Origin of the sequence: Pseudomonas rustica (genome assembly GCF_049959085.1) — a bacterium.
Taxonomy (GTDB): domain Bacteria; phylum Pseudomonadota; class Gammaproteobacteria; order Pseudomonadales; family Pseudomonadaceae; genus Aquipseudomonas; species Aquipseudomonas rustica.
Genome location: NZ_CP188200.1, coordinates 2,438,293 through 2,464,311 on the forward strand (window position 1 = coordinate 2,438,293; position 26,019 = coordinate 2,464,311).

At 59.6% G+C, this 26,019-nt stretch carries 19 protein-coding genes and 1 tRNA gene; 9 read left to right on the plus strand and 11 right to left on the minus strand.

The annotated features are described in order from the left end of the window. Nucleotides 1–2: 2 nt before the first annotated feature. Together ACP3TY_RS11225 and ACP3TY_RS11230 are read right to left on the minus strand one after the other, a co-directional pair. A complete protein-coding gene (locus ACP3TY_RS11225; RefSeq protein WP_426619980.1) occupies nt 3–860 on the minus strand; it encodes a glucose 1-dehydrogenase in 858 nt (285 codons plus the stop codon). A 182-nt stretch (nt 861–1,042) separates the two neighbouring features. After that, a complete protein-coding gene (locus ACP3TY_RS11230; RefSeq protein WP_426619981.1) occupies nt 1,043–2,191 on the minus strand; it encodes a MalY/PatB family protein in 1,149 nt (382 codons plus the stop codon). A 288-nt stretch (nt 2,192–2,479) separates the two neighbouring features. Here ACP3TY_RS11230 and fdnG point away from each other — a divergent pair, with 288 nt between their 5' ends. The 7 genes from fdnG (at nt 2,480) to ACP3TY_RS11265 (ending at nt 11,551) form a co-directional block, all read left to right on the plus strand. Next, the gene (fdnG, locus tag ACP3TY_RS11235) at nt 2,480–5,545 is read left to right on the plus strand and encodes a formate dehydrogenase-N subunit alpha (protein ID WP_426619982.1); all 3,066 of its coding nucleotides are present in this window, start codon (nt 2,480–2,482) and stop codon (nt 5,543–5,545) included. Between the two features lie 14 nt (nt 5,546–5,559). Next, a complete protein-coding gene (fdxH, locus tag ACP3TY_RS11240; protein WP_034154153.1) occupies nt 5,560–6,495 on the plus strand; it encodes a formate dehydrogenase subunit beta in 936 nt (311 codons plus the stop codon). Continuing rightward, a complete protein-coding gene (locus ACP3TY_RS11245; RefSeq protein WP_053120000.1) occupies nt 6,492–7,157 on the plus strand; it encodes a formate dehydrogenase subunit gamma in 666 nt (221 codons plus the stop codon). The genes fdxH and ACP3TY_RS11245 overlap by 4 nt, the downstream gene beginning before the upstream one ends. A gap of 3 nt (nt 7,158–7,160) precedes the next feature. Continuing rightward, nucleotides 7,161–8,087 (plus strand): formate dehydrogenase accessory protein FdhE, encoded by a 927-nt coding sequence (fdhE, locus tag ACP3TY_RS11250; protein WP_426619983.1) that lies wholly within the window; start codon nt 7,161–7,163, stop codon nt 8,085–8,087. 45 nt (nt 8,088–8,132) lie between these two features. Next, a complete protein-coding gene (selA, locus tag ACP3TY_RS11255; RefSeq protein ID WP_426620460.1) occupies nt 8,133–9,536 on the plus strand; it encodes an L-seryl-tRNA(Sec) selenium transferase in 1,404 nt (467 codons plus the stop codon). Beyond that, nucleotides 9,533–11,449, plus strand: coding sequence for a selenocysteine-specific translation elongation factor (gene selB, locus ACP3TY_RS11260; RefSeq protein WP_426620461.1), 1,917 nt, complete (start codon nt 9,533–9,535; stop codon nt 11,447–11,449). The genes selA and selB overlap by 4 nt, the downstream gene beginning before the upstream one ends. A gap of 6 nt (nt 11,450–11,455) precedes the next feature. Then, nucleotides 11,456–11,551 (plus strand) — tRNA-Sec (locus ACP3TY_RS11265). Nucleotides 11,552–11,615: 64 nt separating this feature from the next. Here ACP3TY_RS11265 and ACP3TY_RS11270 read toward each other — a convergent pair. The 6 genes from ACP3TY_RS11270 to ACP3TY_RS11295 all read right to left on the minus strand — a co-directional run bounded on the left by ACP3TY_RS11270 (nt 11,616) and on the right by ACP3TY_RS11295 (nt 18,360). Next, nucleotides 11,616–11,906 (minus strand): type II toxin-antitoxin system RelE/ParE family toxin, encoded by a 291-nt coding sequence (locus ACP3TY_RS11270; RefSeq protein ID WP_053120007.1) that lies wholly within the window; start codon nt 11,904–11,906, stop codon nt 11,616–11,618. Further along, complete coding sequence (locus ACP3TY_RS11275; RefSeq protein WP_053120009.1) at nt 11,899–12,144, minus strand: type II toxin-antitoxin system ParD family antitoxin; 246 nt, start codon at nt 12,142–12,144, stop codon at nt 11,899–11,901. Before ACP3TY_RS11275 ends, ACP3TY_RS11270 begins: the two co-directional genes overlap by 8 nt. 172 nt (nt 12,145–12,316) lie before the next feature. After that, nucleotides 12,317–13,252 (minus strand): IS110 family transposase, encoded by a 936-nt coding sequence (locus ACP3TY_RS11280; RefSeq protein ID WP_426619984.1) that lies wholly within the window; start codon nt 13,250–13,252, stop codon nt 12,317–12,319. Between the two features lie 309 nt (nt 13,253–13,561). Beyond that, entirely contained in the window at nt 13,562–14,827 is a 1,266-nt protein-coding gene (locus tag ACP3TY_RS11285; RefSeq protein WP_426619985.1) for an OprD family porin, read from the minus strand. A gap of 186 nt (nt 14,828–15,013) precedes the next feature. Next, nucleotides 15,014–16,717, minus strand: coding sequence for an amidase (locus ACP3TY_RS11290; protein ID WP_426619986.1), 1,704 nt, complete (start codon nt 16,715–16,717; stop codon nt 15,014–15,016). Between the two features lie 260 nt (nt 16,718–16,977). Beyond that, complete coding sequence (locus ACP3TY_RS11295; protein ID WP_426619987.1) at nt 16,978–18,360, minus strand: aspartate aminotransferase family protein; 1,383 nt, start codon at nt 18,358–18,360, stop codon at nt 16,978–16,980. 157 nt (nt 18,361–18,517) lie between these two features. Between ACP3TY_RS11295 and ACP3TY_RS11300 the strand changes: the two genes are divergently transcribed. Further along, nucleotides 18,518–19,123, plus strand: a complete 606-nt coding sequence (locus ACP3TY_RS11300) for a TetR/AcrR family transcriptional regulator (protein ID WP_426619988.1) — start codon at nt 18,518–18,520, stop codon at nt 19,121–19,123. A 953-nt stretch (nt 19,124–20,076) separates the two neighbouring features. Here ACP3TY_RS11300 and proP read toward each other — a convergent pair. From proP to ACP3TY_RS11315, 3 genes are all read right to left on the minus strand, one after another. Continuing rightward, nucleotides 20,077–21,582 (minus strand): glycine betaine/L-proline transporter ProP, encoded by a 1,506-nt coding sequence (proP, locus tag ACP3TY_RS11305; protein WP_053120021.1) that lies wholly within the window; start codon nt 21,580–21,582, stop codon nt 20,077–20,079. Nucleotides 21,583–21,772: 190 nt separating this feature from the next. Next, complete coding sequence (locus ACP3TY_RS11310) at nt 21,773–23,050, minus strand: OmpP1/FadL family transporter (protein ID WP_426619989.1); 1,278 nt, start codon at nt 23,048–23,050, stop codon at nt 21,773–21,775. Between the two features lie 206 nt (nt 23,051–23,256). Further along, nucleotides 23,257–24,522 (minus strand): mechanosensitive ion channel family protein, encoded by a 1,266-nt coding sequence (locus tag ACP3TY_RS11315; protein WP_282351649.1) that lies wholly within the window; start codon nt 24,520–24,522, stop codon nt 23,257–23,259. Nucleotides 24,523–24,873: 351 nt separating this feature from the next. Here ACP3TY_RS11315 and ACP3TY_RS11320 point away from each other — a divergent pair, with 351 nt between their 5' ends. Next, entirely contained in the window at nt 24,874–25,989 is a 1,116-nt protein-coding gene (locus tag ACP3TY_RS11320; protein WP_400645582.1) for an AI-2E family transporter, read from the plus strand. Nucleotides 25,990–26,019 lie beyond the last annotated feature (30 nt).

Below are 26,019 nucleotides of genomic sequence, written 5' to 3' on the forward strand. Positions count from 1 at the left end.
TTTCAGAGCATCGGTTTGCCGCCGGTGACGCCGTAGCGCTGACCGGTGATGTAACTGGCTTCATCCGAGGCCAGCAGCACATAAATAGGCGCCACTTCCACCGGTTGACCTGGGCGGCCAAGCGGGGTTTGCGCACCAAAGTTCTGCACTTCGTCGTCGGGCATGGTCGAGACAATCAGCGGCGTCCAGATCGGCCCCGGCGCCACGCAGTTCACGCGAATTTCCTGCGGCCCAAGCATCTGCGCCAGACCGCCGGTGAAATTGGCAATCGCGCCTTTGGTGGTGGCATAGGCGAGCAGGCTGGGTTTGGGCATGTCCGAGTTGATCGAGCTGGTATTGATGATCGACGAGCCGGCGCGCATGTGTTTGAGCGCCGCTTGGCACAGGCGGAAAATCGCCGTGATATTCACGTCAAAGGTCATCACCCATTCTTCATCGGGGATTTCCTCGAAGGTTTCGTGGGTCATCTGAAACGCAGCGTTGTTGACCAACACATCGATGCGGCCGAAGCGTTCGACGGTTTTATCGACCAAGGCCTGGCAGTGGGATTTCTGCGCGAGATCGCCCGGCAGCAAGAGGCAATGGCGCCCGGCCTGTTCGACCCAGCGTGCGGTTTCCTTGGCGTCTTCGTGTTCGTTCAGATAAGCGACCGCAACGTCTGCGCCTTCACGGGCAAAGGCAATCGCCACGGCGCGACCGATGCCGCTGTCGGCGCCAGTGATCAGGGCAATTTTGCCGGCCAGGCGTCCAGAGCCGACGTAGCTTTGCTCGCCACAATCGGGGTAGGGCTGCATTTTGCTTTGCGAACCGGGGACGGCTTGGGCTTGTTTGGCAAAGGGAGGTTTTGGATAGTCGGTCATCGCGGGTCTCCGAGGTCTCATGGCAGGTATGGGTGGTTGACCCGGGGTGTTTGCCGTGAGTTCGATCGGATTTCCATACCCCCCCCTGTAGGAGCTGCCGCAGGCTGCGATCTTTTGATCTGGTTTTTTAAGATCAAGATCAAAAGATCGCAGCCTGCGGCAGCTCCTACACGGGAATGGTGTCAGCGGTTAGCCAAAGCACGCTTCATCCGCGCAATGCCTTCTTCCAGCATCGAGCGTGGGCAGCCGAAGTTCAGGCGTACGAACTGTTGGTGCTGATCGCCAAAGTCCAGACCGGCGCTGAGGCCAACCTTGCCTTGCTCAAGGAAGAACTGCTGCGGGTTGGCCAGATCCAGCGCCGAGCAATCCAGCCACGCCAGATAAGTCCCTTGCGGCACATTAATCGTCACGCCCGGCAAACGGCTGCGCACCGCATCTACCAGATAATCACGGTTGGCTTGTAGATAGGTTTTCAGCTCGGCCAGCCACGGCGCGCCTTCGCTATACGCCACGCGAGTCGCTTCCATGCCCAGCGGATTGACGCTGTCGACCATGCCGCAGCGGGCGTGGTTGACGCGTTCGCGCAGGGCGGCGTCTTGAATGATCATGAACGAGGTCTTCAGGCCGGCGATGTTGTAAGCCTTGCTCGCCGACATCAGGGTGATGGTGCGCCGGGCAATTTCCGGGCTCAGCGAGGCGGTCGGAATGTGTACGCGGCCGTCGAAGCACAGTTCGGCGTGAATCTCATCGGAGACGATCCACGCGTCCTGCGCCACGCAAATGTCGGCAACGGCTTGCAGTTCTTCGCGACCGAATACTTTGCCCAGTGGGTTGTGCGGGTTGCTCAGCAATAGAGCGCCACCACCGTTTAGCGAATCACGCAATACGTCCAGCGGCGTCAAGTAGGTGCCGTCCGCCTGCGCATTGAATTCCAGCTCGACCTTGTTCAACCCCCAATGCCCCGGCGCATGGCGCAGCGGCGGGTAGTTCGGCACTTGCACCACAACGTTCTGCTGCGGCTGCACCAGCGCTTTCAACGCCATGTTGAAACCGGATTCAACGCCCGGCAGGAAGATCAGCTCTTGCGGTTTGACCTTCCAGGCGAACTTGGCCCAGAGGTCGGCGACGATGGCTTCGCGCAGGCTGTCCTGAGCAACGCTGTAACCCACCAGCGGGTGCAACAAGCGCTGTTGCAGCGCCTCGATGACTACCGGCGGCGCGGCGAAATCCATGTCAGCAACCCACATCGGCAACACGTCCGCCGGGTAGCGGCTCCACTTGGTGCTGCCGGTGTTGTGGCGGTCGAATAGCTGATCAAAATCGAAAGTCATGCGCGGTCTCGTGAAGGCGGGTTGTTCATGGGCGCCATGATAAACCCTCAACCCCTGTAGGAGCTGCCGAAGGCTGCGATCTTTTGATCTTGTTTTTTACAAGCAAAGTCAAAAGATCGCAGCCTTCGGCAGCTCCTACAAAGGCTCTGCAGCCTCCGACGGTCGGTTTTCACACAGAACGTGTGGTCTTTGTCTACAGTGAAAAGGTCGGCAGACGTTTGCCGCAACCGTGTTTGTCCAGATAAAACCCGGCACAAGTACCGGGTTCCACCTGATCAGGAGTGCACGATGGATCTCAGCCGTCGTCAGTTCTTCAAGGTCGCCGGTATCGGCCTTGCAGGCTCGAGCCTGGGCGCGTTGGGCATGACCCCGACGCTGGCCTTCGCCGAGCAGGTGCGCCACTTCAAGCTTGCCCACACCCATGAAACCCGCAACACCTGCCCGTATTGCTCGGTCGGCTGCGGTTTGATCATGTACAGCCAGGGCGATGCTGCGAAGAACGTTGCGCAAAACATCATTCACATCGAGGGCGACGCCGACCACCCGGTCAACCGCGGCACCCTCTGCCCGAAAGGCGCAGGCCTCCTCGACTTCATTCACAGCCCCGGCCGTTTGCTCTACCCGCAAACGCGCAAACCGGGCAGCAGTGAATGGACGCGGATCAGTTGGGACGAAGCGCTTGATCGCATCGTCGACCTGATGAAGACCGACCGTGACGCCAACTTCATCGAACAAAATGCCACTGGGCAAACGGTGAATCGCTGGCTGAGCACCGGTTTTCTCGCGGCGTCGGCGGCGTCCAACGAAGCCGGTTACATCACCCAGAAGGTGATTCGCAGTCTCGGCATGCTGGGGTTCGATAACCAGGCGCGTGTCTGACACGGCCCGACGGTGGCAAGTCTTGCCCCGACGTACGGCCGTGGTGCCATGACCAATACCTGGACTGATATCGCCAACGCGAATCTGATCCTGGTGATGGGTGGCAACGCAGCAGAAGCGCATCCGTGCGGCTTCAAATGGGTGACCGAGGCCAAAGCGCACAATGCTGCGCGGCTGATTGTGGTTGATCCGCGTTTTACCCGCACCGCTTCGGTGGCCGACTATTACGCGCCGATCCGCACCGGCACCGACATCGCCTTCATGGGCGGGCTGATCAATTACCTGCTGACCGAGGACAAAATCCAGCACGAGTACGTGCGCAATTACACCGACGTCTCGTTCATCGTCAAAGAAGGCTATGGCTTCGAAGACGGTATCTTCAGCGGCTACGACGTCGCCAAGCGCAGCTACACCGACAAGTCCGGTTGGGGCTACGAGATGGGCGACGATGGCTTTGCCAAAGTCGATCCGACGCTGCAGCACCCGCGCTGCGTCTATCAATTGATGAAGGTGCATTACAGCCGCTACAACATCGACCTCGCCAGCCAGATCTGTGGCATGCCGGTCGACGCCATGCAGAAAATCTGGGACGAAATCGCCACCTGCTCGATTCCGGGCAAGACCATGACGATTCTCTACGCCCTTGGCTGGACGCAGCACTCGATCGGCGCGCAGATCATCCGCAGCGCGGCGATGGTGCAACTGCTGCTGGGCAACGTCGGCATGCCCGGCGGCGGCGTCAACGCCTTGCGCGGGCACTCGAACATTCAGGGCCTGACCGACCTTGGCTTGCTCTCCAATGCGCTGCCGGGTTACCTGACATTGGCCAGCGACAGCGAGCAGGACTACGGTCAGTTCATCCACAAGCGCACGCAGGTTCCGCTCAGACCGGGGCAATTGTCCTACTGGCAGAACTACAGCAAATTCCACGTCAGCCTGATGAAGTCGTGGTACGGCGCCAACGCCACTGCCGAAAACAATTGGTGCTACGACCATTTGCCGAAACTCGACATCCCCAACTACGACGTCTTGAAAATGTTCGACCTGATGAGCCAGGGCAAGGTCAACGGCTACTTCTGCCAAGGCTTCAACCCGATCGCCGCGCTGCCGGACAAAAACCGCGTGATGGGCGCATTGGCGAAACTGAAATGGTTAGTGGTGATGGATCCGCTGGCCACCGAGACCTCGGAGTTCTGGCACAACGTCGGGCCGTACAACGATGTGAAAAGCGCGGAGATCCAGACCGAAGTCATTCGCCTGCCGACCACGTGTTTTGCCGAGGAGGACGGCTCGCTGGTCAACAGCAGCCGCTGGTTGCAATGGCACTGGAAAGGCGCCGATGGCCCGGGCGAAGCGCAGACCGACATTCGCATCATGGCGGAACTGTTCCTGCGCCTGCGCAAGCGCTATCAGGCCGAGGGCGGCAAATTCCCTGATCCGCTGCTGAAACTGACGTGGCCGTACAAGATCCCCGACGAGCCTTCGCCGGAAGAACTGGCCAAGGAAATCAACGGCAGCGCCGTGGCTGACTTCACCGATGCCACAGGCGTGGCGGTCAAGGCTGGCTCGCAACTGGCCGGTTTCGGCTTGCTCAAGGATGACGGCAGCACCGCGTCCGGCTGCTGGATTTTCGCCGGTAGCTGGACTGAAGCGGGTAACCAGATGGCCCGACGCGACAATGCCGATCCGTATGGCATGCACCAGCATTTGGGCTGGGCGTGGGCGTGGCCGGCGAATCGGCGGATTCTCTACAACCGCGCTTCGGCAGATGTTTCCGGTAAACCGTGGGATCCGAAAAAACGTCTGGTCTGGTGGAACGGCAAAGCCTGGGGCGGCACCGACGTGCCGGATTACAAGGCTGACGTGCCACCAGAAGCCGGGATGAACCCGTTCATCATGAACCCCGAAGGCGTGGCGCGATTCTTCGCCGTCGACAAGATGAACGAAGGGCCATTCCCCGAGCACTATGAGCCGTTCGAAACGCCGATCGGCATCAACCCGCTGCACCCGCAAAACAAGAAAGCCACCAGCAACCCGGCGGCGCGGATCTTCGATTCGGTCTGGGAAACCCTCGGCGAGGCCAAGGACTTCCCCTACGCCGGCACCAGTTACCGGCTCACCGAGCATTTCCACTTTTGGAGCAAGCACTGCAAGTTGAACGCGATTGCCCAACCCGAGCAGTTCGTGGAAATCGGCGAAGTGTTGGCGAAAGAGAAGGGCATCGCTGCCGGCGATCGCGTGCGGGTCAGTTGCAAACGCGGCTTTATCGAAGCGGTGGCAGTGGTGACGAAAAGGATCCGGCCGTTGCAGGTCAACGGCCAGGTCGTGCATCAGATCGGCATCCCGCTGCACTGGGGTTTCACCGGTCTGACGCGTCACGGTTACCTGACCAACACCCTGGTGCCGTTCCTCGGCGATGGCAACACACAGACCCCGGAATCCAAGTCATTCCTGGTCAACGTGGAGAAGCTCTGATGGAGAATCTTTAAATGGCCAGCCAAGACATCATTGCCCGCTCGGCCACCACGACGGTGCCGCCGTCGGTGCGGAATCAGGAGGCGGTGGCGAAGCTGATCGACACCACCAAGTGCATCGGCTGCAAGGCCTGCCAGGTCGCCTGCTCGGAGTGGAACGAGCTGCGCGACGAGGTCGGCCACAACCACGGCACCTACGACAACCCGCAGGATCTGAGCGCGGAAACCTGGACGTTGATGCGCTTCACCGAACACGAAACCGACGCCGGCAACCTCGAATGGCTGATCCGCAAGGACGGCTGCATGCACTGCGCCGAGCCCGGTTGTCTGGCGGCGTGCCCGAGCCCCGGCGCGATCATCAAGCACGCTAACGGCATCGTCGATTTCGATCAGGATCACTGCATCGGCTGCGGTTATTGCATCACCGGTTGCCCGTTCAACATTCCGCGCATTTCGCAGAAAGATCACAAGGCTTACAAGTGCACCTTGTGTTCGGATCGGGTCGCAGTCGGGCTGGAACCGGCCTGCGTAAAAACCTGCCCGACCGGGGCCATTGTTTTCGGTACCAAGGAGGACATGAAGGAACACGCTGCCGAACGCATCGTTGACCTGAAAAGCCGTGGCTTCGAAAACGCCGGTTTGTATGACCCGGCAGGCGTTGGCGGCACGCATGTGATGTACGTGTTGCATCACGCCGACACGCCAACGATCTACGCCAACCTGCCGCAGGATCCGGCAATCAGTCCGTTGGTGGGTCTGTGGAAAGGCATCAGCAAACCTCTGGGTCTGCTGGCCATGGGCGCGGCGGTGTTGGCCGGGTTCTTCCATTACGTGCGCATCGGCCCGAACCGCGTAGAAGAAGATGAACATCCAACACCGCCCGACACTTCGGTGCACGTCGTCGACCCGGCGGTGCACACCTTCGATCCACGCGGGGAGGAGCGGCCATGAGCAACAAGACGATCCTGCGTTACACCGCCAACCAGCGCACCAATCACTGGCTGGTGGCGATCCTGTTTTTCATGGCCGGACTGTCCGGGCTGGCGTTGTTTCATCCGTCGCTGTTCTGGCTGAGCAACCTGTTTGGCGGCGGGCCATGGACGCGGATTTTGCATCCGTTCATGGGTGTGGCGATGTTCGTGCTGTTCCTCGGTCTGGTGTTCCGTTTCTGGCGCGCGAACTTCTTTATCGACAACGACTGGAAGTGGATGCGCCGCATTGATCGGGTGCTGGTCAACGATGAAGAAAGCGTACCGCCGGTGGGCAAATACAACGCCGGGCAAAAGCTGCTGTTCTGGACTTTACTGCTGTGCATGCTCGGGTTGCTGTTCACCGGACTGGTGATCTGGCGCGCGTACTTCAGTGCGTTTTTCGGCATCACCGTGATCCGCTGGGCGATGCTTCTGCACGCGCTGGCCGGGTTCGTGCTGGTGCTGAGCATCATCATTCACATCTACGCCGGGCTGTGGATCAAGGGTTCGGTGGACGCGATGATGCACGGCTGGGTCAGCCGCGCCTGGGCGAAGAAACACCATGAACTGTGGTATCGCGACATCACCCGCGACGAGCGTCAACCGGACGTGCCGGAGCGACCGATCACCAAAAAGGGCTGACTTTTGCCAACCATTCTTGAACCTGGGGAAATTGAAGCGGCGGCCAGTTCGCCGCCGTTTCTGCACCTGCCGCCGCACAATCTGTTTTCCCTGCGCGCTGATCGCCTCGAGCAGTTGGCCGAGGGGCATCCGTTGGCCGAGTATCTGCGCCTGATCGCCGGTTTATGCCGGGTTCAGCAGCAGGTGTTCGACGATCCGCCACTGACCGCGCCGTTTGATCAGCAACGGATTGAGGCGTGTCAGCAGCACGGTTTGCCGCCGTTCGCGGCGGATACGTTGGTGCGCGAGGAGGGATGGCAGGCTTATCTCGAGGCTTTGTTGCAACGTTATCAGCCGGGTGAACAGCCTGCTGTTGTCGAGGCGGTCGACACCTTGCGCGGCGCCAGTTCCGGCCAGTTGCGCGCGTGGGCGGTGGCGCTGGTCAGCGGGCAGTATTCGATGGTGCCGGCGCAATTGGTGCCGTTTCTCGGCGCGGCGCTGCAAACGGCGTGGAGCCATTGGTTGCTCACTGCGCCGGATCTGAAATTGAAACCTGGCGATAGCCTCAGCCAGTGCCCGGCTTGTGGTTCACCGGCGATGGCGGGGGTGATCCGTCATCGTGGCAAGCACAACGGTTTGCGCTATCTGGTCTGCTCGCTGTGTGCCTGCGAATGGCACGTGGTGCGGGTCAAGTGCGTGTATTGCGAATCAAGTAAGGGTCTCGATTATTTCAGCCTTGAGGATGATCGCCACGCGGCGAATCAGGCGCCGTTGCGGGCTGAGGTTTGTCCGGGCTGTAACAGTTATCTGAAACTGGTTTATCTGGAAAACGATGCTGACGCCGAGGCGCTGTCGGCGGATCTCTCCAGTTTGCTGCTGGATATGCGTCTGGCGCAGGACGGTTATCAGCGTCTGGCGCCGAATCTGTTGCTGGCACCGGGAGACGAATGATCTGAGCGTCTACACTCTGGCGCAGTGATCTGTCTCCAGGAGTGGCTGATGTCCCTGCGGTTACCTTCCATTGATGGTTTGTTGCGTCACCCGGCTTGCGCTCCTTTGGCCGAGCGTCATGGGCGTGAATCGTTGTTGGCAAGCTTGCGCCAACTGCTTGATGAACTGCGTCCCGCCGTGTTGAGCGGGCAATTGTCGGCGGTTGAAATCAGCCCCGAAGTGCTCGCCGGTCGCGTCGGCGAACGCTTGGCGCAGCAACAACGCAGTAACGTGCGCCGGGTGTTCAACCTCACTGGCACCGTGTTGCACACCAATCTGGGCCGCGCGCTGTTACCGGACGAAGCCATCGAAGCCGTGCAAATGGCCGCGCGTTATCCGCTCAATCTCGAATTCGATCTGGCCAGCGGCAAACGCGGTGATCGCGATGATCTGATCGAAGGCCTGATCCGCGAACTGACCGGCGCCGAAGCCGTCACCGTGGTCAATAACAACGCTGCGGCGGTGCTGCTGACGCTCAACAGTCTGGGCGCGCGCAAGGAAGGCATCATCTCGCGCGGTGAGCTGATCGAGATCGGCGGCGCCTTTCGCATCCCCGACATCATGGCCCGCGCCGGCGTGCGTCTGCACGAAGTCGGCACGACCAATCGCACCCATGCCCGCGATTACGAAGCAGCGATCAGCCCACGCAGCGGCTTGATCATGCGCGTGCATGCGAGCAATTACGCCATCGAAGGGTTTAACGCGCGGGTGCCCACCGCTGAGCTGGCCGAGTTGGCGCATCGGCATGCTTTGCCGTTGCTGGAGGATCTGGGCAGCGGCAGTTTGCTCGATTTGACGCGCTGGGGTTTGCCGGCCGAGCCGACGGTGCGTCAGGCGCTGCTCGATGGCGCGGACATCGTCACCTTCAGCGGCGACAAATTGCTCGGGGGGCCGCAGGCCGGTTTGATCGTCGGGCGCAAAGAACTGATCGCGAAAATCAAAAAGAACCCGCTGAAACGCGCGTTGCGTGTCGACAAGTTGACCTTGGCCGCGTTGGAAGCGGTGCTGGGTTTGTATCGCGATCCGGATCGGCTGGCCGAGCGTCTGCCGAGTCTGCGACTGCTGACTCGACCGCAGTCGGACATCTTTGCGCAGGCCTCGCGCTTGCAACCGGCGCTGGCTGAAGTGCTGGGCGAGGGTTGGCAGGTCAGTGCGGTTGAGGCCTTGGGCATGATCGGCAGCGGCAGCCAACCGGTGGCGCGTTTGCCGAGTGCGGCGTTGTGTCTGCGCCCGCACGTTTCCAAGCGATTGCGCGGGCGTTGCTTGTTGAATCTTGAAGCGGCACTGCGCGCGTTGCCGATCCCGGTGCTCGGCCGTATCGACGACGATGCGCTGTGGCTGGATCTGCGCCAACTCGACGATGAACCGGCGTGGCTGGCGCAATTGCCGCAGTTGCAGGTCGAGCCGTGATTGTCGGCACAGCGGGGCATATCGACCACGGCAAGACATCGCTGCTGCAAGCGCTGACCGGACAAACCGGTGATCGTCGTCCGCAGGAACGCGAACGCGGGATGACCATTGACCTTGGTTATCTGTATGCCGAACTCGAACCGGGCGCGGGCCTGACCGGGTTTATCGATGTGCCGGGGCATGAAAAATTCACCCACAACATGCTCGCCGGGGCGCAAGGCATTGATCGGGTGTTGCTGGTGGTTGCGGCGGATGACGGCGTGATGCCGCAGACCCGTGAACATCTGGCGATCGTCGAACTGCTCGGAATACCGCGTGCACTGGTGGCTATCACCAAGTGCGACCGGGTCGAGGCGGGCAGGGTGGAAGAAGTGCAGCGTCAGGTGCTCGATCTGCTGGAGGCCGGGCCGTTTGCCGAGGCGCCGGTTGTGATTGTCTCGAGCGTGACCGGGCAGGGCGTTGATGAACTGCGTGAGCTGTTGCTGCAAACGCAACGTGAAGTGCTGGAACGCAGTCGTGAGGGTGGTTTTCGATTGGCCATTGATCGGGCGTTCAGCGTCGCCGGTGCGGGGATTGTGGTGACGGGTACGGCGCTGTCGGGCGAGGTCTCGGTGGGCGATAAACTCACGCTCGGGCCGTCCGGGAAATCGGTGAAGGTGCGCGGGTTGCACGCGCAGAATCAGGCGGCTGAGCAAGCCTTCGCTGGGCAACGGGTGGCGCTGAATCTGAGCGGCGAACGCCTGGAATTGGCGCAGATCCATCGCGGGCAATGGCTGCTGCCGGAGTGGTTGCATGCTCCGACTCAGCGGGTGGATATCGAATTTCAATTACTGCCGGGCGAACGGACTTTCGAGCATTTTCATCCGGTGCATGTGCATCTCGGCACGCAGGACGTGATCGCGCGGGTGGCGCTGCTTGAAGGGTCGCGCCTGAGTGCTGGCGAGCGGATGTTCGCGCAACTGCTGATCAACGCGCCGGTGCATGCGGTGAAGGGCGATCGGCTGATCCTGCGTGATTCCAGCGCTCAGCGCACTCTTGGTGGCGGGAGTGTGCTTGATCCGTTTGCCCCGGCCCGACAGCGCCGCAGTCCTGAGCGTTTGGCGCAGTTGCAGGCGTTGGCTGACAGCGAGAGTTTTGAGCAGGTGTTGTCAGCGTTGCTTGATCACAGCGCCGGCGGCCTCGGCCCGCAACGGCTGGAACGCCAATTCAATCGTCCGCGCGCAAGCTGGTCTTTGCCTGAGAATGTGCGCCTGATCGAGACGCGCCAGGGCCCGGTGCTATTCAACGTGCAGCGCTGGGGGCAGCTGAAATTCACCCTGCTGGAGCAATTGGCGAAGTTTCATGAACTGGAGCCCGATCAGATGGGCCCGGATCGTGATCGCCTGAGACGCTTCAGTGCGCTGCCGCTGGAACGTTCGACGTTTGCCAGTTTGCTCGACGAATTGCGCGACGCCGGCGCGATCACCGCCAGTGGCCCGTGGCTGCATCTGCCGGATCACCAGGTGCGTCTGAATGCCGAGGACGAAATCCTCTGGCAGCGACTGCAACCGCTGTTTGAAAACGGCGGCTTCGATCCGCCGTGGCTGCGCGACGTGGCGAAGATGCTTGGCGAGGATGACGCCGTGGTGCGTTTGCTGTTGCGCAAACTGGCGCGACTGGGGTTGATGCATCAAGTGGTGCGCGACCTGTTCCTCAGCGACAGCCAACTGCGCAGGATGGCGGCGATCCTCCTGCAACTGGCCAAGGAAAATCCGCAGATCCAGGTGACAACCTTCCGCGATGCGCTAGGCTTGGGACGCAAACGCTGTATTCAGTTCCTCGAATACTTCGACCGCCTCGGCCTGACCCGGCGCAGCGGCGAAGCACGGCAAATCCGCTACGACAACGCACTGGCCAACACCAGCGCGCACTGAGTTCAAGGAAGGCAATCGCGCCCGGTGGCGCGGCCGGGCTTCAAACCCGGTTGGGGACGGCATCCGTTCCCGGGCAGGTTCGACTCCGGCTGCCTTCCGCCAATTATCAGAATCAAAAGATCGCAGCCTTCGGCAGCTCCTACAAAAGCCTGCGATCTTTTGATGTTCAAAGTTTGCGTTGCGCATCCATCCGATCATGCAGGATTCGAATGATCGCAATGCCATAGGCCGTAATGCGAAAGTAGATCATGTGCCGTTCTACGCTGCAGCGCCGATAACCAACACGGATGGCATCGCAGGCGGGTGCTGTTTTGGGACGCTCAGTCAATTGAGCAAATGCAGTGGTGAGAATATCGATGTAACGATTTGCCTGATCTAGGCCCCATTGTTGCGCGGTATAACTCCAGATCGCCTCGAGGTCGCCCTCGGCAGCAGGTGTCAGGCGATATTCAGCCATGCGTAGTCAGCATTCTCTGTTTGAACGCCTCTGGATCGAAGGGGCGTGGTTTGCCGCTGGACTCACCTTCGCGAAGCGCTGCACGAATCGTTTCAAGTTCAGCAGTGCGTTCTTGTTCACGTCGGATCAGATCGCGAATGTATTCGCTGTCGTTGGTGTAATGGCCGGCGTCGATTTGAGCTTTGATCCAGTTATCTTGTTGGTCAGTCACGGTGATGGTTTTTCGAACGGTTCCCATGATCGGGCCTCCAGTGAAAGGGTCGATAGCGCGGAATTTATCATACTATTGGTGCGCTAAGATGCTCTCTTGTGGGAGCAACTGTCTTGATACCCTTTATTTTGAATGCAGGGTGATAGGCAGCTGATCTCCCACAGCCCATAGCCGTGCATTTTTTCCCAGAAACACCGCTCTATTTCAAGCCAACTGTTCCTTCCATGGCGTTCGATCTCGGATCATTGCGTTCAGTCTTATCAACAGCACACGCATGCAGGCGATCAGCGCTACTTTTGCGCATTTTCCTTTGTTGCGTAGGGTTTGATATCGAGCCTGAAACTCGGACTGGCGCGTAATCACGACCCAACTTGCCATGTACATCGCGCGGCGAGCGGAAAATCTTCCCCCCCTCAATGTGTCGAAGTCCTTTGTGTTTCCCGCTGTCGTCGTTGTAAGGGGCTATACCTGCCAAAGCTGCTATTTCGTGGCGTCCAACCTCACCCAGCTCAGGTAAATAGGCCATTAAACTGGCAGCCGTCACGAGCCCGATACCCTTGACCGAGCACAAGCGCGCAGCTTTATCACTGTCCAGTTTTTTCGCACTTTGACGGATCAGCTTTTCTATCGACTTTATTGCCTGGGTTAAATAGTCGATATGGCTCTGCAACAAGGGTTTCACCAAATCTGCTGAAGCCGTTTTGATGCGTCGCAAATCGTCACTTTGTTGCTGAACAAAGTTTTCACGCTGCTGTACGAGCGCACGCAAATTATCCTGCTCAGGGCTAGAGACTCGACTGTTAGGCGACTTTATGACTTCTGCAAACTGCGCAAGAAGTCGTGCATCAATCGGGTCGGTTTTAGCGCGTTGGCCCATTGCACTGGCAAAGCTCTTGGCGCGGCGAGGATTGATTCGTATAACGTCGAACCCCCCGGCCTGAAGCGCTTTCATGACCTCTCGCTCATAACCACCTGTGGCTTCAAGCAACACGCGATTGACCTTGTAGCAATTAAACCAATCAATAAGCTTGGGGAAGTCACTGATGCTATTGGAAAAACTCGCACCTACGTCTTGCGGGTTAATCCGAATCTCAAGAGTATCTTTGGCGACATCGATACCGGCGCAGGAAAACATGGCGGAATCCTCTTACACTCAAAGGTGAGAGCACTCTGGTTGGGCACCACGCTTGTACTGTTCGAGGTCGGCTCGTTCAACTGTTCGGGCTCAATAACCAGAGCGAGAGATGATTGGCAGCTTGGGCTCCCACACGTGCTTTAAGCACCCCGGGCATTCAGCTTGCCAACCATCCCTCTCATCCCGATAAGCGGGCTTGCTCGCGAAAGCGGTGGGTCAGTCAACATTGCGGGCGACTGATGCGCCGCTTTCGCGAGCAAGCCCGCTCCCACAGTTTTGATTGTGTTTCGGGCAGGGTGATTTGTTCTGTCAGAAGGCGAGCGGGTATTGGATGACGATGTAGATGCGGTCGATGTCGTCGCCGGCCTGGGCTTCGTTGGCGCGGTGGGAGACGTGGGAAAGTTGTACTGAGAGGTCTTTTGCCGCGCCGGACTGGACGATGTATTTCATGTCGATGTCGCGCTCCCAATGTTTGCCGCCATCGCCTTGCTGAAATTGATACGCGCCGCCAACCGGGGCGTGGGTGCCGTCGATGTGGTCGCCGGTGACGTAGCGGGTCATGAAGGTCAGGCCGGGGATGCCGAAGGCGCCGAGGTCGAGGTCGTAGCGTGCTTGCCAGGAGCGTTCGTGGGCGCCGTTGAAGTCGGCGTATTTGATCGAGTTGGCGAGGTAGATCGAGTCGCCGCCGACAAAATCGAACGGCGTGTCGCCATTGACTCGCTGCCAGCCAAGCATTACTGCGTGCGCGCCGAAGGCATATTTGCCGGACAGGCTGAAGGCTGTGTTGTCGATCGCGCCGGCCAGCGCCTGACCGGTGTTGCGGGTGTGGTAGAGGTTGGCGTCGAGCAGCAGGCCGGATTGCTTGAAATGCAGATTGCCGTAGTACTGGCGCCAAGTGTCGCTCAGGTCGGAGGCGTAGAGCGCGCCGCCGAGTGGGCTGTCAGCGAACAGATCGGCGCCGATAAAACTGATGCCGCCGGCTGCGGTATTGGCGCCGTAGCCGTAAAAATCGCCTTTGCCCGATGAGCTGTCCTGATTCTTGAACGCGGTGAAATGTCCGGCGACCAGATTCAGGTTGTCGATCTCTCGGCTGTTGAGCAGCAAACCCGTGGCGTACTCCGGTTGCAGGCGTTTGTCGGAGGTGTCGAAGACCGGCGTTTCTACGGTCATTTCGCCGAACGCCAGAGTGGTGCGTGAGGTTTTCAGCTTGAGTGCACCGCCGGCGCTGGAGTAGTTGCTTTCGCTGCGGCCGTCACTGTCGACCGGCAGCAAACCCGTGCCGGAATGGCCCTTGCCGCCATCGAGTTTGATCCCGGAAAAGGCGTGGGCGTCGATGCCAAAGCCAAGTGTTCCTTCAGTGAAACCTGATGAGAAGGTACCGATAAACCCTTGCGCCCATTCCTGTTTATAGTTTTTGCCGCTGGGTGAGGGGGATCGGTAGTCGTTGCTCAGGTAGAAATTGCGCAGAAGGATTTCGGTTTTCGCGTCGTCAAAGAAATCGCTGGCGGCGCCGGTTCCGGACAGACCACAGAGCAGGGCTAGCAGGGTGATACGCGAGGGAGCGCGATCAATCATGGTCGGAGGCCAGCAGCAATTGAAGTGGCACCGATGATCGCGGGATTTCAGAGCAGGCGATTGAGCCAATGTGCTGACTTGATGGGCCCTTGTAGGAGCTGCGGCACGCTGCGATCTTTTGATCTTGATTGCAAAAAACCAAGGATCAAAAGATCGCAGCGTGCCGCAGCTCCTACAGGGATGGTGTTACGACAGTGGCGGGGTGCGTGGCGGGATCTGGCGTTTGCTGCCGGTCGATTCGAATGCGGCGGCTAGGCGCAGCAGGCTCGAATCGTCGTAAGCGCGACCGGCGAAGGTCAGGCCGACCGGCATACCGATGTCGGCCATCACGCCCATCGGCACGGTGACGGTCGGTACCCCGAGATGACGGATCGCGAGGTTGCCGTTGGCCACCCAGACGCCGTTGCTCCAGGCGATGTCCGCCGATGCCGTGTTAACGTCGGCATCCGCCGGGCCCACATCGGCCACCGTCGGGAACAGCACGGCGTCGAGACCGAGCTTATCCATCCACTCTTCCAGATCGATGCGACGCGTCTCTTCTAGCCCACGCAAGCCATCGGGCACGGTGCTGATTTCATTCCACGGCGTGATCCCGCGTTCAGCCATGCGCACGTATTCGTCCATGCCGGCGACCAGATCGCCCTCACGGTTGGGCAGGGTGCCCGGCTCGTGCGGGAAAATCTTCAGCCCGTCGACGTCAACCAGACGATTGAGCTTCGGATCGCCGTTGGCTTGCAGGAAGTCGTCGAACGCCCAAGCGGTCAGATCCCACAGTTCATGGTGAAGAAACTCTTTCGAGACCAGACCACGGGTGAACACGGTCGGCGCGCCAGGACGATCGCCTTCGCAGTTGGAGACCAGCGGGAAGTCAGTTTCGATCACTTCAGCGCCCGCCGCTTCGAGTGCCAGACGTGCCTGTTTCCACAGATCAATCACCGATTCGCGGGTGTTGATGCGCTGGCCGGTCGGGCCACCGATGCCCGGTGCTTCGCTGGTGCCAGCCTCAGGATCGGCATTGATGAACATGCGTGGTACGGCGAATCGTTTGCCGGCCAGCGCTTTCGCGTCGGCGGCCAGATCAGCATAAGCAGCAGGGCGCACGGAGCTGACGCTCGGGATCGGCACCCAGGGTTGCAGGCGCCACAGGTCGCCACGGGTGTCCGGGTCTTCGGCGACGACGATGTCTAGGACTTCGAGCAAGTCAGCCATGGTGCGCGCGTACGGCACCACAACGTCCATGGTCGGGGTTAACGGCCAGTTGCCGCGCACCGAAATTACGCCGCGCGACGGCGTATAGGCGCACAGGCCATTATTCGAGGCCGGGCCGCGACCGCTCGACCAGGTTTCTTCGGCCAGACCGAACGCGGCGAAACTGGCAGCGGTGGCAGTCCCGGCGCCGTTGGACGAGCCGGAAGCAAAGGGTGCGGTCAGGTAATCAGCGTTGTACGGGCTCTCGGCGCGGCCATAAACGCCACGCTGCATGCCGCCATTGGCCATCGGCGGCATGTTGGTCTTGCCCAGGCAAATCGCCCCGGCCGCGCGCAGGCGCTCGATGGTGAAGGCGTCGCGATAGGCGACCAGATCGGCAAACGCCGGGCTGCCGGACGCGGCGGTCAGTCCCTTCACCAGATAACTGTCTTTGGCGGTGTAGGGGATGCCATCGAGCGGGCCAAGGGTTTCACCTTTGGCGCGACGGGCATCGGCGGCTTGCGCTTCGTTCAGCGCTTCAGGGTTGCGCACCACCACGGCATTCAGCGCCGTCGGGGTGTCGGCGCCGTCGTAGGCGTCGATGCGCGCGAGGTAGGCTTGCACCAGCTCGACCGAGGTGGTCTGGCCGGACTCCAGCGCAGCGCGCAGTTGCGCAATGGAAACTTCGGTGACTTCGATCATGCGGTCACCGCCGTTGGAATGTGGGTGTTTTTCTTGGAATGGGTGTTCATATCGGTTCTCGTTGCACAGCTTTAAGCGACAAGGTGAAGACTGGCGCCTATTTAACACCAAGCGGCGCGCGGAGTAATCGGCGGGATCTAACTTTGTCCGCCAATAATTATGTTGGCTGGCCCATTCGCGAGCAGGCTCGCTCCCACAGGGAAATGCATTCCAAATGTGGGAGCGAGCCTGCTCGCGAAGGCGTCCGACCCGCCAACCGATCAGAGGACGCCGTACTCCCGCGCCGTGCGATCCACGGCAATTCGGGTCTTGTCGATCAACTCATCCAGCTCCGCCCGGGTAGCTACCAGCGCCGGCGCCATGATCATCCGGCCCAGTGTCGAGCGGATGATCAAGCCTTCTTCAAAACCGATCGTGCGGCAACGCCAGGCCATGTCGTTTTCGTTGGCAAAGCGCTTGCGGCTGGCCTTGTCCTCAGCAAACTGCAACGCGGCCACCAGGCCGACGCCCTGAATCTCGCCGATCAACGGGTGATTACCAAACACCTCGCGCAAGCAATTTTGCAGGTACGGCCCGGTATCAGCCTTCACCTGAGCGACCACGCCTTCATCGCGCAACGCCTTGAGGTTGGCAATCGCCACGGCAGCCGCCACCGGGTGCCCGGAATAAGTCAGGCCGTGGGCGAACACGCCACCTTTCTCAACCAGTGCATCGGCCATACGCCGCGACAGAATCAGACCGCCCATAGGGATGTAACCGGAGGTCAGGCCCTTGGCGATCGACAGGGTGTCGGGCTCGAAACCGAAGGTCTGATGCGCGAACCATTCGCCGGTGCGGCCGAACCCGCCGATCACTTCGTCGGCGCACAGCAACACGTCGTACTTGCGGCAGATTCGCTGGATTTCTGGCCAGTAAGTAGCCGGCGGAATGATCATGCCGCCCGCGCCCTGGAACGGTTCGGCGACAAAGGCTGCAACCTTGTCAGCGCCAAGCTCTAGAATCTTGTCTTCCAGTTGCTGCGCCGCTTGCAGGCCGAACTCTTCCGGGCTGAGGTTGCCTTCGTGGGCAAACCAGTACGGCTCGTCGATGTGCGCGACGTCCGGGATGGTGCCGCCCATTTCGTGCATGAACTTCATGCCGCCCAGCGCCGTCGCTGCGAGGGTTGAGCCGTGGTAGCCGTTCCAGCGGCCGATCATGATTTTCTTCTCGGGCTTGCCCATCACTTGCCAGAACTTGCGCACGGTGCGGATCAGCACTTCGTTGGCTTCGGAGCCGGAGTTGGTGTAGATCGCGTGGCTGTAGTGCTTGGGCAGCAGGCTGAAGAGCAGCTCGGACAGTTCGATCACCGCCGGGTGGGTCGTGTGGAAGAACATGTTGTAGTAGGGCAGCTGTTCCAGCTGCGCGGTTGCGGCGGCGGCCAGATCCTTGCGGCCGTAACCGAGGTTGGTGCACCACAGGCCAGACATGCCGTCGAGGTAGCGATTGCCATCGTTGTCCCACAGCGCCAGGCGATCACCGCTGACCATCACCCGTGGGCCTTCTTCGTTGAGGGCCTTTTGGTCGACGAACGCGTGAATGTGGTGCGCGGCATCGGCGGCTTGGTAATCGCTGGTACTGCGGGTCGAATCGAATTCGGCGGACATGGCTGATCTCCAGAGAAAAGGGCGGGTGAGTGCGTTCGTTGCCGCGCTGCACGAGTAAAGTTTTGTCACCTAAAAATATTTTTGTAAAGAAAATATTTGTCGGTGAAAAAATATCGCCGTAGGCTGAGGGTCATTGGCAAGCATCATCAGAGGCAACATGAGCGGACTTCGAGAGCGGCAAAAGGAACAGCGCCGGCAGGTGATTGCCGAGGCGGCGCTGGAGCTGTTCAAGACCAACGGGTTTGCGGCGACGACGCTGGATCAGATCGCGGTGCAGGCCGGGGTGTCGGCGCCGACGGTGGTGAATTATTTCGGCGGCAAGCAGGAGATTTTGTTGGCGTTGCTGAAGCAGCCTGACGAAAAAGCCATGCGCGATTCGCGGGCTCGTCTTGATGACGACAGTGATCCGCTGGAGGCGTTGTGTGCGTTTGAGGGGTTGATGACGCATTACCAGTTGGAGGCTATGCCGGCTTCACTGTGGCGGGAGTTGGCGCCGTTTTTGTTTACCGGGGAATTGGCTCGTGCGCTTGATCCTTGGAATGCGGCGGTGATTGAGGAGACCAAGGCGCTGCTCGTGCATTTTCAGGGGGTTGGCAGGATTCGAGACTCGGTTGATATTGATGTGGCGGCGACAGTGTTTAATCAGTATGCGAATGTGGCGTTTATTCGGTTGGCGACTGAGGTGATGCCGGATCGGGAGGCGCATTCGCGGCATATGCGGAGTGTGTTGGGGTTGATGTGTCATGGGATGTTGGTTGGGTGATTGGGGGCATATCCGTTGCTGCGGGTGTTGCTGATTACGGTTTCGCCCTTACGGCGAGTCACCTTTTCCAAACGCCGAAAAGGTAACCGAAAAGGCTTTGCCCTGACGTTCGGCCCTCGCTGTGGCTCGGGTTCCTTCGCTGCGGGATTGATCCGGGGGGCAGCGCCTACGGTTTGCTTCGCTGCACCTCCTCTCGCTGTGTTTGGCTGCGCCAAACGGTCGCTGCGCTCCCACCCCCGGATCAATCCCTCCGCTCAGCCTGCCGACGGGCTCCGAGATCAAGATCAAAAGCAGGCGAGCTGACACTCGGCCTATTGAGTGGTGAGGAGCGGGGGGCGCACGGCTTTTGATTTGTGTTGTTGCTGCCCCTCACCCCAGCCCTCTCCCGAGGGAGAGGGAGCCGATTGGTGGGCTTTTCAAAATGTGTGTGCGACTCGGTATTCCACGTCGGCGTACCTCTCCCATTCCACGCAATCAGTCCCCTCTCCCTCCGGGAGGGAGAGGGGGCCGATTGGTGGGATTTTCAAGATATGCGTTCGACTCGGTCTTTCACGTCGGCGTACCTCTTCCATTCCACGCAATCAGTCCCCTCTCCCTCCGGGAGAGGGCTAGGGTGAGGGGCCTTTGATCTTGATCTGGTTTTTGATCTCAAGCCCCTTCGGCAGGCCGAGCGTAGGTGTCCATCCGGGGTTGGCGCGTAGCGCCGTGCGGCGCAGCCGCACACATCGAGAGGAGGTGCAGCGAAGCAAACCGTAGGCGATGTCCCCGGATGGACACCGTAGCGAGGGAACACTGAGCCTCAGCGAAGTGCCGTACGCCGGGGCGAAAGCCTTTTGCTTACTTTTCGCTGGGCCGGCACTCCGGCGTCTGGAAAAGGTGACTCGCTGTAAGAGCGAAACCGCCAGCAGCCATCACCGCAGCAACGGATATGCCCCCACCCCTAGAAACCAACCTCACTCATTAATCCGCGGATGCTGCTGCACCAGGTTCTTGCGCTTCGCCTCCAGCTCAGCAATCTCGGCATCAATGTCTTCAATCTTCTGCTCAATGTTGTCGTGATGCTCTTTCAACAGCTCCTTCGCCTCCGCCAGATCCGAAGCCGCCGGGGCCGCGCCGCGTAGCGGTTGGTTGGCGGTTTCTTTCATGGTGACGCCGGTGAACAGGCCGACCACGGCGATGACCATCAGGTAGTAAGCCGGCATGTACAGATCGTTGGTGCTTTCGACCAGCCAGGCGACGATGGTCGGGGTCAAACCGGCGATCAGCACGGAGATGTTGAAAGCAGCGGCCAAAGCGCTGTAGCGAATGTGCGTGGGGAACATCGCCGGCAGGGTCGAGGCCATGACGCCGATGAAGAAGTTGAGCAGCACCGCGAGCATCAGCAAACCGGAGAAGATCAGGCCGATCTTGCCGCTGTTGATCAGCATGAACGCCGGAATCGCCAGAATGAACAGGCCGATACTGCCGACGACGATGAAGGGTTTGCGGCCGATCTTGTCGCTGATAAAACCAATCGCCGGTTGCACAAACAGCATGCCGACCATGATCGCGATGATGATCAGCACGCCACGGTTTTCGCTGTAGTGCAGGTTGTGCGACAGGTAGCTCGGCATGTACGTCAGCAACATGTAGTAGGTGACGTTGGTCACCACCACCACGCCGACGCAGGTCATCAGGCTGCGCCAGTACTTGGTGGCGACCTCCTTGAACGAGACTTTCGGGCCATCGGCGAGGCCTTCGCGGTCGCCTTGTTCGAGTTTTTCGACGTGCTGCTGGAATGCCGGTGTTTCTTCCAGTGCGTGGCGCAGGTAGAGGCCGATCATGCCCAGGGGCAGGGCGAGGAAGAACGGCAGGCGCCAGCCCCAGGATTCAAATTGCTCTTCGCCGAGTGTCGAGGAAATCAGCACGACGACACCGGCACCGAGAACAAAACCGGCGATGGAGCCAAAGTCCAGCCAACTGCCGAGGAAGCCGCGTTTGCGATCCGGCGCGTATTCGGCGACGAAGATCGAGGCGCCGGTGTATTCACCGCCGACCGAGAAGCCTTGAGCCATTTTCGCCAGTAACAGCAGGATCGGCGCCCAGATGCCGATCGATGCATAAGAGGGAATCAAGCCGATGGCGAAGGTGCTCAGCGACATGATCACGATGGTCGCGGCGAGGACTTTCTGTCGCCCGTATTTATCGCCTAGCCTGCCGAAAAACAGGCCGCCCAGCGGACGGATGAGGAAGGGCACGGAGAACGTCGCCAACGCGGCGATCATCTGTGTGCCGGGGTCGGCGCCGGGAAAGAACACTTTGCCGAGGACGTAGGCGACGAAGCCGTACACGCCAAAGTCGAACCATTCCATGGCGTTGCCAAGCGCAGCGGCGGTAATCGCTTTGCGCATTTTTGCGTCGTCGACAATGGTGATGTCTTTCAGTCTGATTGGACTGACGCTTTGTTCATTGGATTTCATGGGCGGTTTCCCTGTACCTGATCTGAATCGGTGCTATCTGTTTGATGGCATTGCGCTTTGGGTTCAGATACATGGCGATACGAAATAATTCAGCGTTCACTGAATTATTTCGTGGCGAGCTTCAAAAGGCAGTGCCGGGCGAACTGAAAGCTCCATGCAAACAGGCTAGTTCATCGACGGCCAATGTCGATCAGAAACGCCAGGTCGCGCCGCCGCCAACGATATGAAGGAGGGCGTCGGGGTAGCTCCCCGACAGCGACTGGCCATTGCGTTTGGTCTGTTCAACGTCCATGTCACCGAGCCATACCAGGGTGTAGTTGAGGTTGATGTCCATGTCTTCGGTCATCTTGTAGCTGACGCCGGTTGCCAGCCGCCAGGCTTCGGCCATCGGGTTGTCGACGGTGCGATCCTTGTCTTTCACCGCCGAGCTGTCGTAGCCCACGCCCATGTTCCAGCGCAGTTTCGGCGTGAGCTGATTTTGCGCACCGAGCGACAGGTGCCAGGTGTCCTGATATTTACGGTTGACCGAACGCGACACATCGCCACCGGCGGTATCCACCGAAACGCCGATGTCGGCAAAATCGCTCCAGTCCTGCCAGTCAACGGAACCCAATAATGTCCATTGCTCGTTCAACTGGTGGGCAACGCTCAAGGTTGCGGTTTGCGGGATATTCATGTCGATTTCCAGATCGTCGACATTGGCCCGGGAAAACGCGAAATTGAGCAGCGGATTGCGAATGCCGTGCACCGAGGGCGAATCCTTGAATTCCAGTTTGACCTTGCTGGTATACGCCAGGCCCACGGTGGTGCGCGGATCCAGTTGATAACGCAGGCCGAGGTTGATCCCGGTGCCGGTGTCGGTGTCTTTGTATTGCACGTTGCCGTCCTGCTGGAACGGCGTGCCGGGCAGGAGCGCGTTATTGTCGATGGCTATTTTTGTGTAGTAGTAGCCGTAGACCAGCCGCGGGCCGATACCCATCGACAGGTCATCGGTGATCTTGTAGGCAAAGGTCGGTTGCAATGAGATGCCGATCAGCGTCGATTCCTGAGTGAAATAGCGGCCGGCCCAGTCATCGTCGTACTTCACGCTCAGGCCAAAATTGCCGTACATGCCGAAACCGATGCTGGCGCGGTCATTGACCTCATGACTGATGAACAGACTGGTGCCCGGCAGGAAAGGCAGCGGATTGCCGCCCTCGTTGCCGGAAAAGTCATTGTTGCCGTCGCGATCAAACTTGATGCCGCCAAACAGCGCCTGACCGGTCAGACTGACCTGCGTGCCCTTGAGCGCCGCGATGCCCGCCGGGTTGTTCATCATCACGCTTGGGTCGGTGGCCTGCGCCGCCGACCCGGCATTTGCCAGCCCGGCCCCTTCCTGTCCTGCTTCATACAACTGAATGCCACCTGCCAATGCCTGCCCGCTGCAGCCGGCCAGTGCAAGAATCAACAGTGAGTGCGTGGATCTCATCCGTAACTTCCTTATACATAGGGACGTGCATCAGTTTTAGACGGGAATCGGCCCGCGCACCAGTCGCCTGGCGGATGTATCGTCAGTAAGTCAGTCCCTAATGTATTTCACCGCAGAATTGCAGGAGCCGGGCTTGCTCGCGAAGGCGTCATTTCATTCACCATCGCCGTCATGGACACAACGCTTTCGCGAGCAAGCTCAATGTTTCAAACGATCGCATCAGCCATCGGGAATACACCGCGCAAGTCCTTACCGCTCGGTTGCTGGTACAGGCTCAGGCCGAACTCGGGCAATACGGCCAGCAGGTAATCGAAAATATCCGCCTGAATGCGCTCGTAGTCCGCCCAAACGGTGGTTTGCGTGAAGCAATAGATCTGCAGCGGCACACCCTGAGCGGTGGATTGCATCTGACGCACCATGCAGGTCATGTTTCGCGCAATCGAAGGATGGCTGTCCAGATAGGCCTGGGCGAAGGCGCGGAAGGTGCCGAGATTGGTCATGCGGCGACGATTGGCCGAGAGCGCCGCGACATTGCCCTGCGCTTCGTTCCAGTGCTTGAGTTCAGGCAGTTTGCGCGCCAGATAAGCGCTCAACAGGCTGACCTGACTCAGGTGATGTTCTTCCTCGTCCGTCAGGAAGCGCACGCCACCGGAATCAATGTGCACGTCACGCATGATCCGTCGGCCACCGGCCTGCTGCATGCCACGCCAGTTCTTGAACGAGTCGGACATCAAGCGCCAGGTCGGAATCGAGACAATGGTCTTGTCGAAATTCTGCACCTTGACCGTGTGCAACGTGATGTCGACCACGTCGCCATCGGCACCCAGTTGCGGCATTTCGATCCAGTCACCCACGCGCAGCATGTCGTTGCTGGTCAACTGCACACTGGCGACAAACGACAACAGGGTGTCCTTGTAGACCAACAGGATCACCGCCGACATAGCGCCAAGCCCCGACAGCAGCAACAGCGGCGAGCGGTTGATCAGAATGGCGACAATGATGATGGCGCCGAGCACGTACAACAGCATTTTCGCCAGTTGCACATAACCCTTGATCGAGCGGGTGCGCGCATGTTCGGTGCGCGCATAGATGACCAGTAGGGTGTCGAGCACGGCGCCGATAGCCATCACCAGCGACAACAGGGTGAAGGCCAGGGCGATGTCACCCAGGATGGTTTGCAGCTTTGGGCTTAACCCCGGAATGATGTTCAAACCGAACTGGACGATCAGCGACGGGATGATTTGCCCGAGGCGCAGAAACACTTTGTTGTTGTGCAGATCGTTGATCCAGCGCATCGACGCCTGACGCCCGAGCAACCGGACGCCTTGCTGAATCAGAAAGCGACCCAGACGCCCCAACAGCAGCGCGACGAACACCAGCACCAGCAATGTCAGCGTGGCGTTCACGTAAGGATGATTGTCCAGCGAGCGCCAGAACTGCTCAACATTGAGCCAAATCTCTGTGAAATTCATCGGTTTGATATTCCTGTACGGCGCGGCCCTTTCCTTGAATGAGAGAGGGGGCGGCTGAGGGAAAGACGTTGCGAAGGCTGCGATTGGCGGTTGTTTTTCAATCGCGGGAGAAGCGATTCAGCAAGTCCATCAAGGTTACGCAGCAAGCGAATAAGCAACTTGATTTTTCGCGAACAAAGGTTGATGGATCACGAACGTGGCATTGACGACTCAAGCGCTGCGCAATAAGTTCTGCCGCGCCCGGGCAAGCCTCCGGCCGCTAAATCATGCGTAAAAACGGCTGGGCCCGGCGTTGTGTTCTAGGCTGAGCCAACCGACATCCCGCAATGGGTGCTTCTCAGGAGAACCACGATGGAAGAGAAACCGCTGCTCACGTTCAACAGCTCAAGGGCGTTACTGGACGTGTTGATACGCGCCGGCTTGATCACGGTTCTGGTGCTGTTCTGCTACGACATCTTTCATCCGTTTCTCAACGTGATGCTCTGGTCGCTGATTCTCGCGGTGACCCTCTACCCACTGAACCAGATGCTCGGCGCCAAGCTGGGCGGGCGTAATGGTTGGGCGGCAGTGATTCTGGTGATTCTCGGGCTGGTGATCCTGATGCTGCCGTTAAGCTTGCTGGGTGCCTCGGTGGCGGACTCGGTGCAAACCGGCATCCACGCGGTGGAGAATGGTCAGTTCGAAATTCCGCCGCCACCGGCCAACGTCGAAAACTGGCCACTGATCGGTGCGCCGTTGTATGGCATCTGGCTGCACGCCTCGCAGGATTTGAGTTGGGCCTTTCACCAGGTCGCCCCACATCTGAAAGACTGGAGCAAGGTTGCGCTGCACCAGGTAGCCGGCGTCGGCACCGGCATTGTGGTGTTTATTCTGGCGCTGATCTTTGCCGGGCTAATTATGAAAAACGGCGAGCGCGGTCAGCGGACAGCCGTCGCAATCACCAGTCGTGTCTCCGGGCCGGTGCGCGGGCCGCAGATTGCCGAACTGTGTACCGCGACGATTCGTGCCGTGGCGCAGGGTGTGGTCGGGATTGCGTTCATTCAGATGCTGTTGATCGGTGTGGCGCTGGTGATCATGGGCATTCCGGCAGCCGGCGTGCTGGCGTTGTTGGTGTTGCTGCTGGGCATCATGCAATTGCCGGTTCTGCTGATCACGCTGCCGGTGGTGATCTATGCCTTCGCTCAGGGCGGTGTCAGTGCCAGCACGATTATTTTTGCGATCTGGATGATCATCGCCGGGCTTTCTGACAACGTCCTCAAACCGATGCTGCTAGGGCGCGGTGTGGCCGTGCCGATGCCGGTGGTGTTGATCGGTGCGCTCGGCGGGATGATCACCAGTGGCATCATCGGCTTGTTCACCGGGCCGGTGATTCTGGCGATCGGCTACGAGCTGTTTATTGGCTGGGTGTATCAACCTGCCGAAGCCGTCACGCCATTGACGCAGACCGTTGAGGAACATTCCCCTTGAGCGCCCACGGTCAGTAGCTGATCCATCACT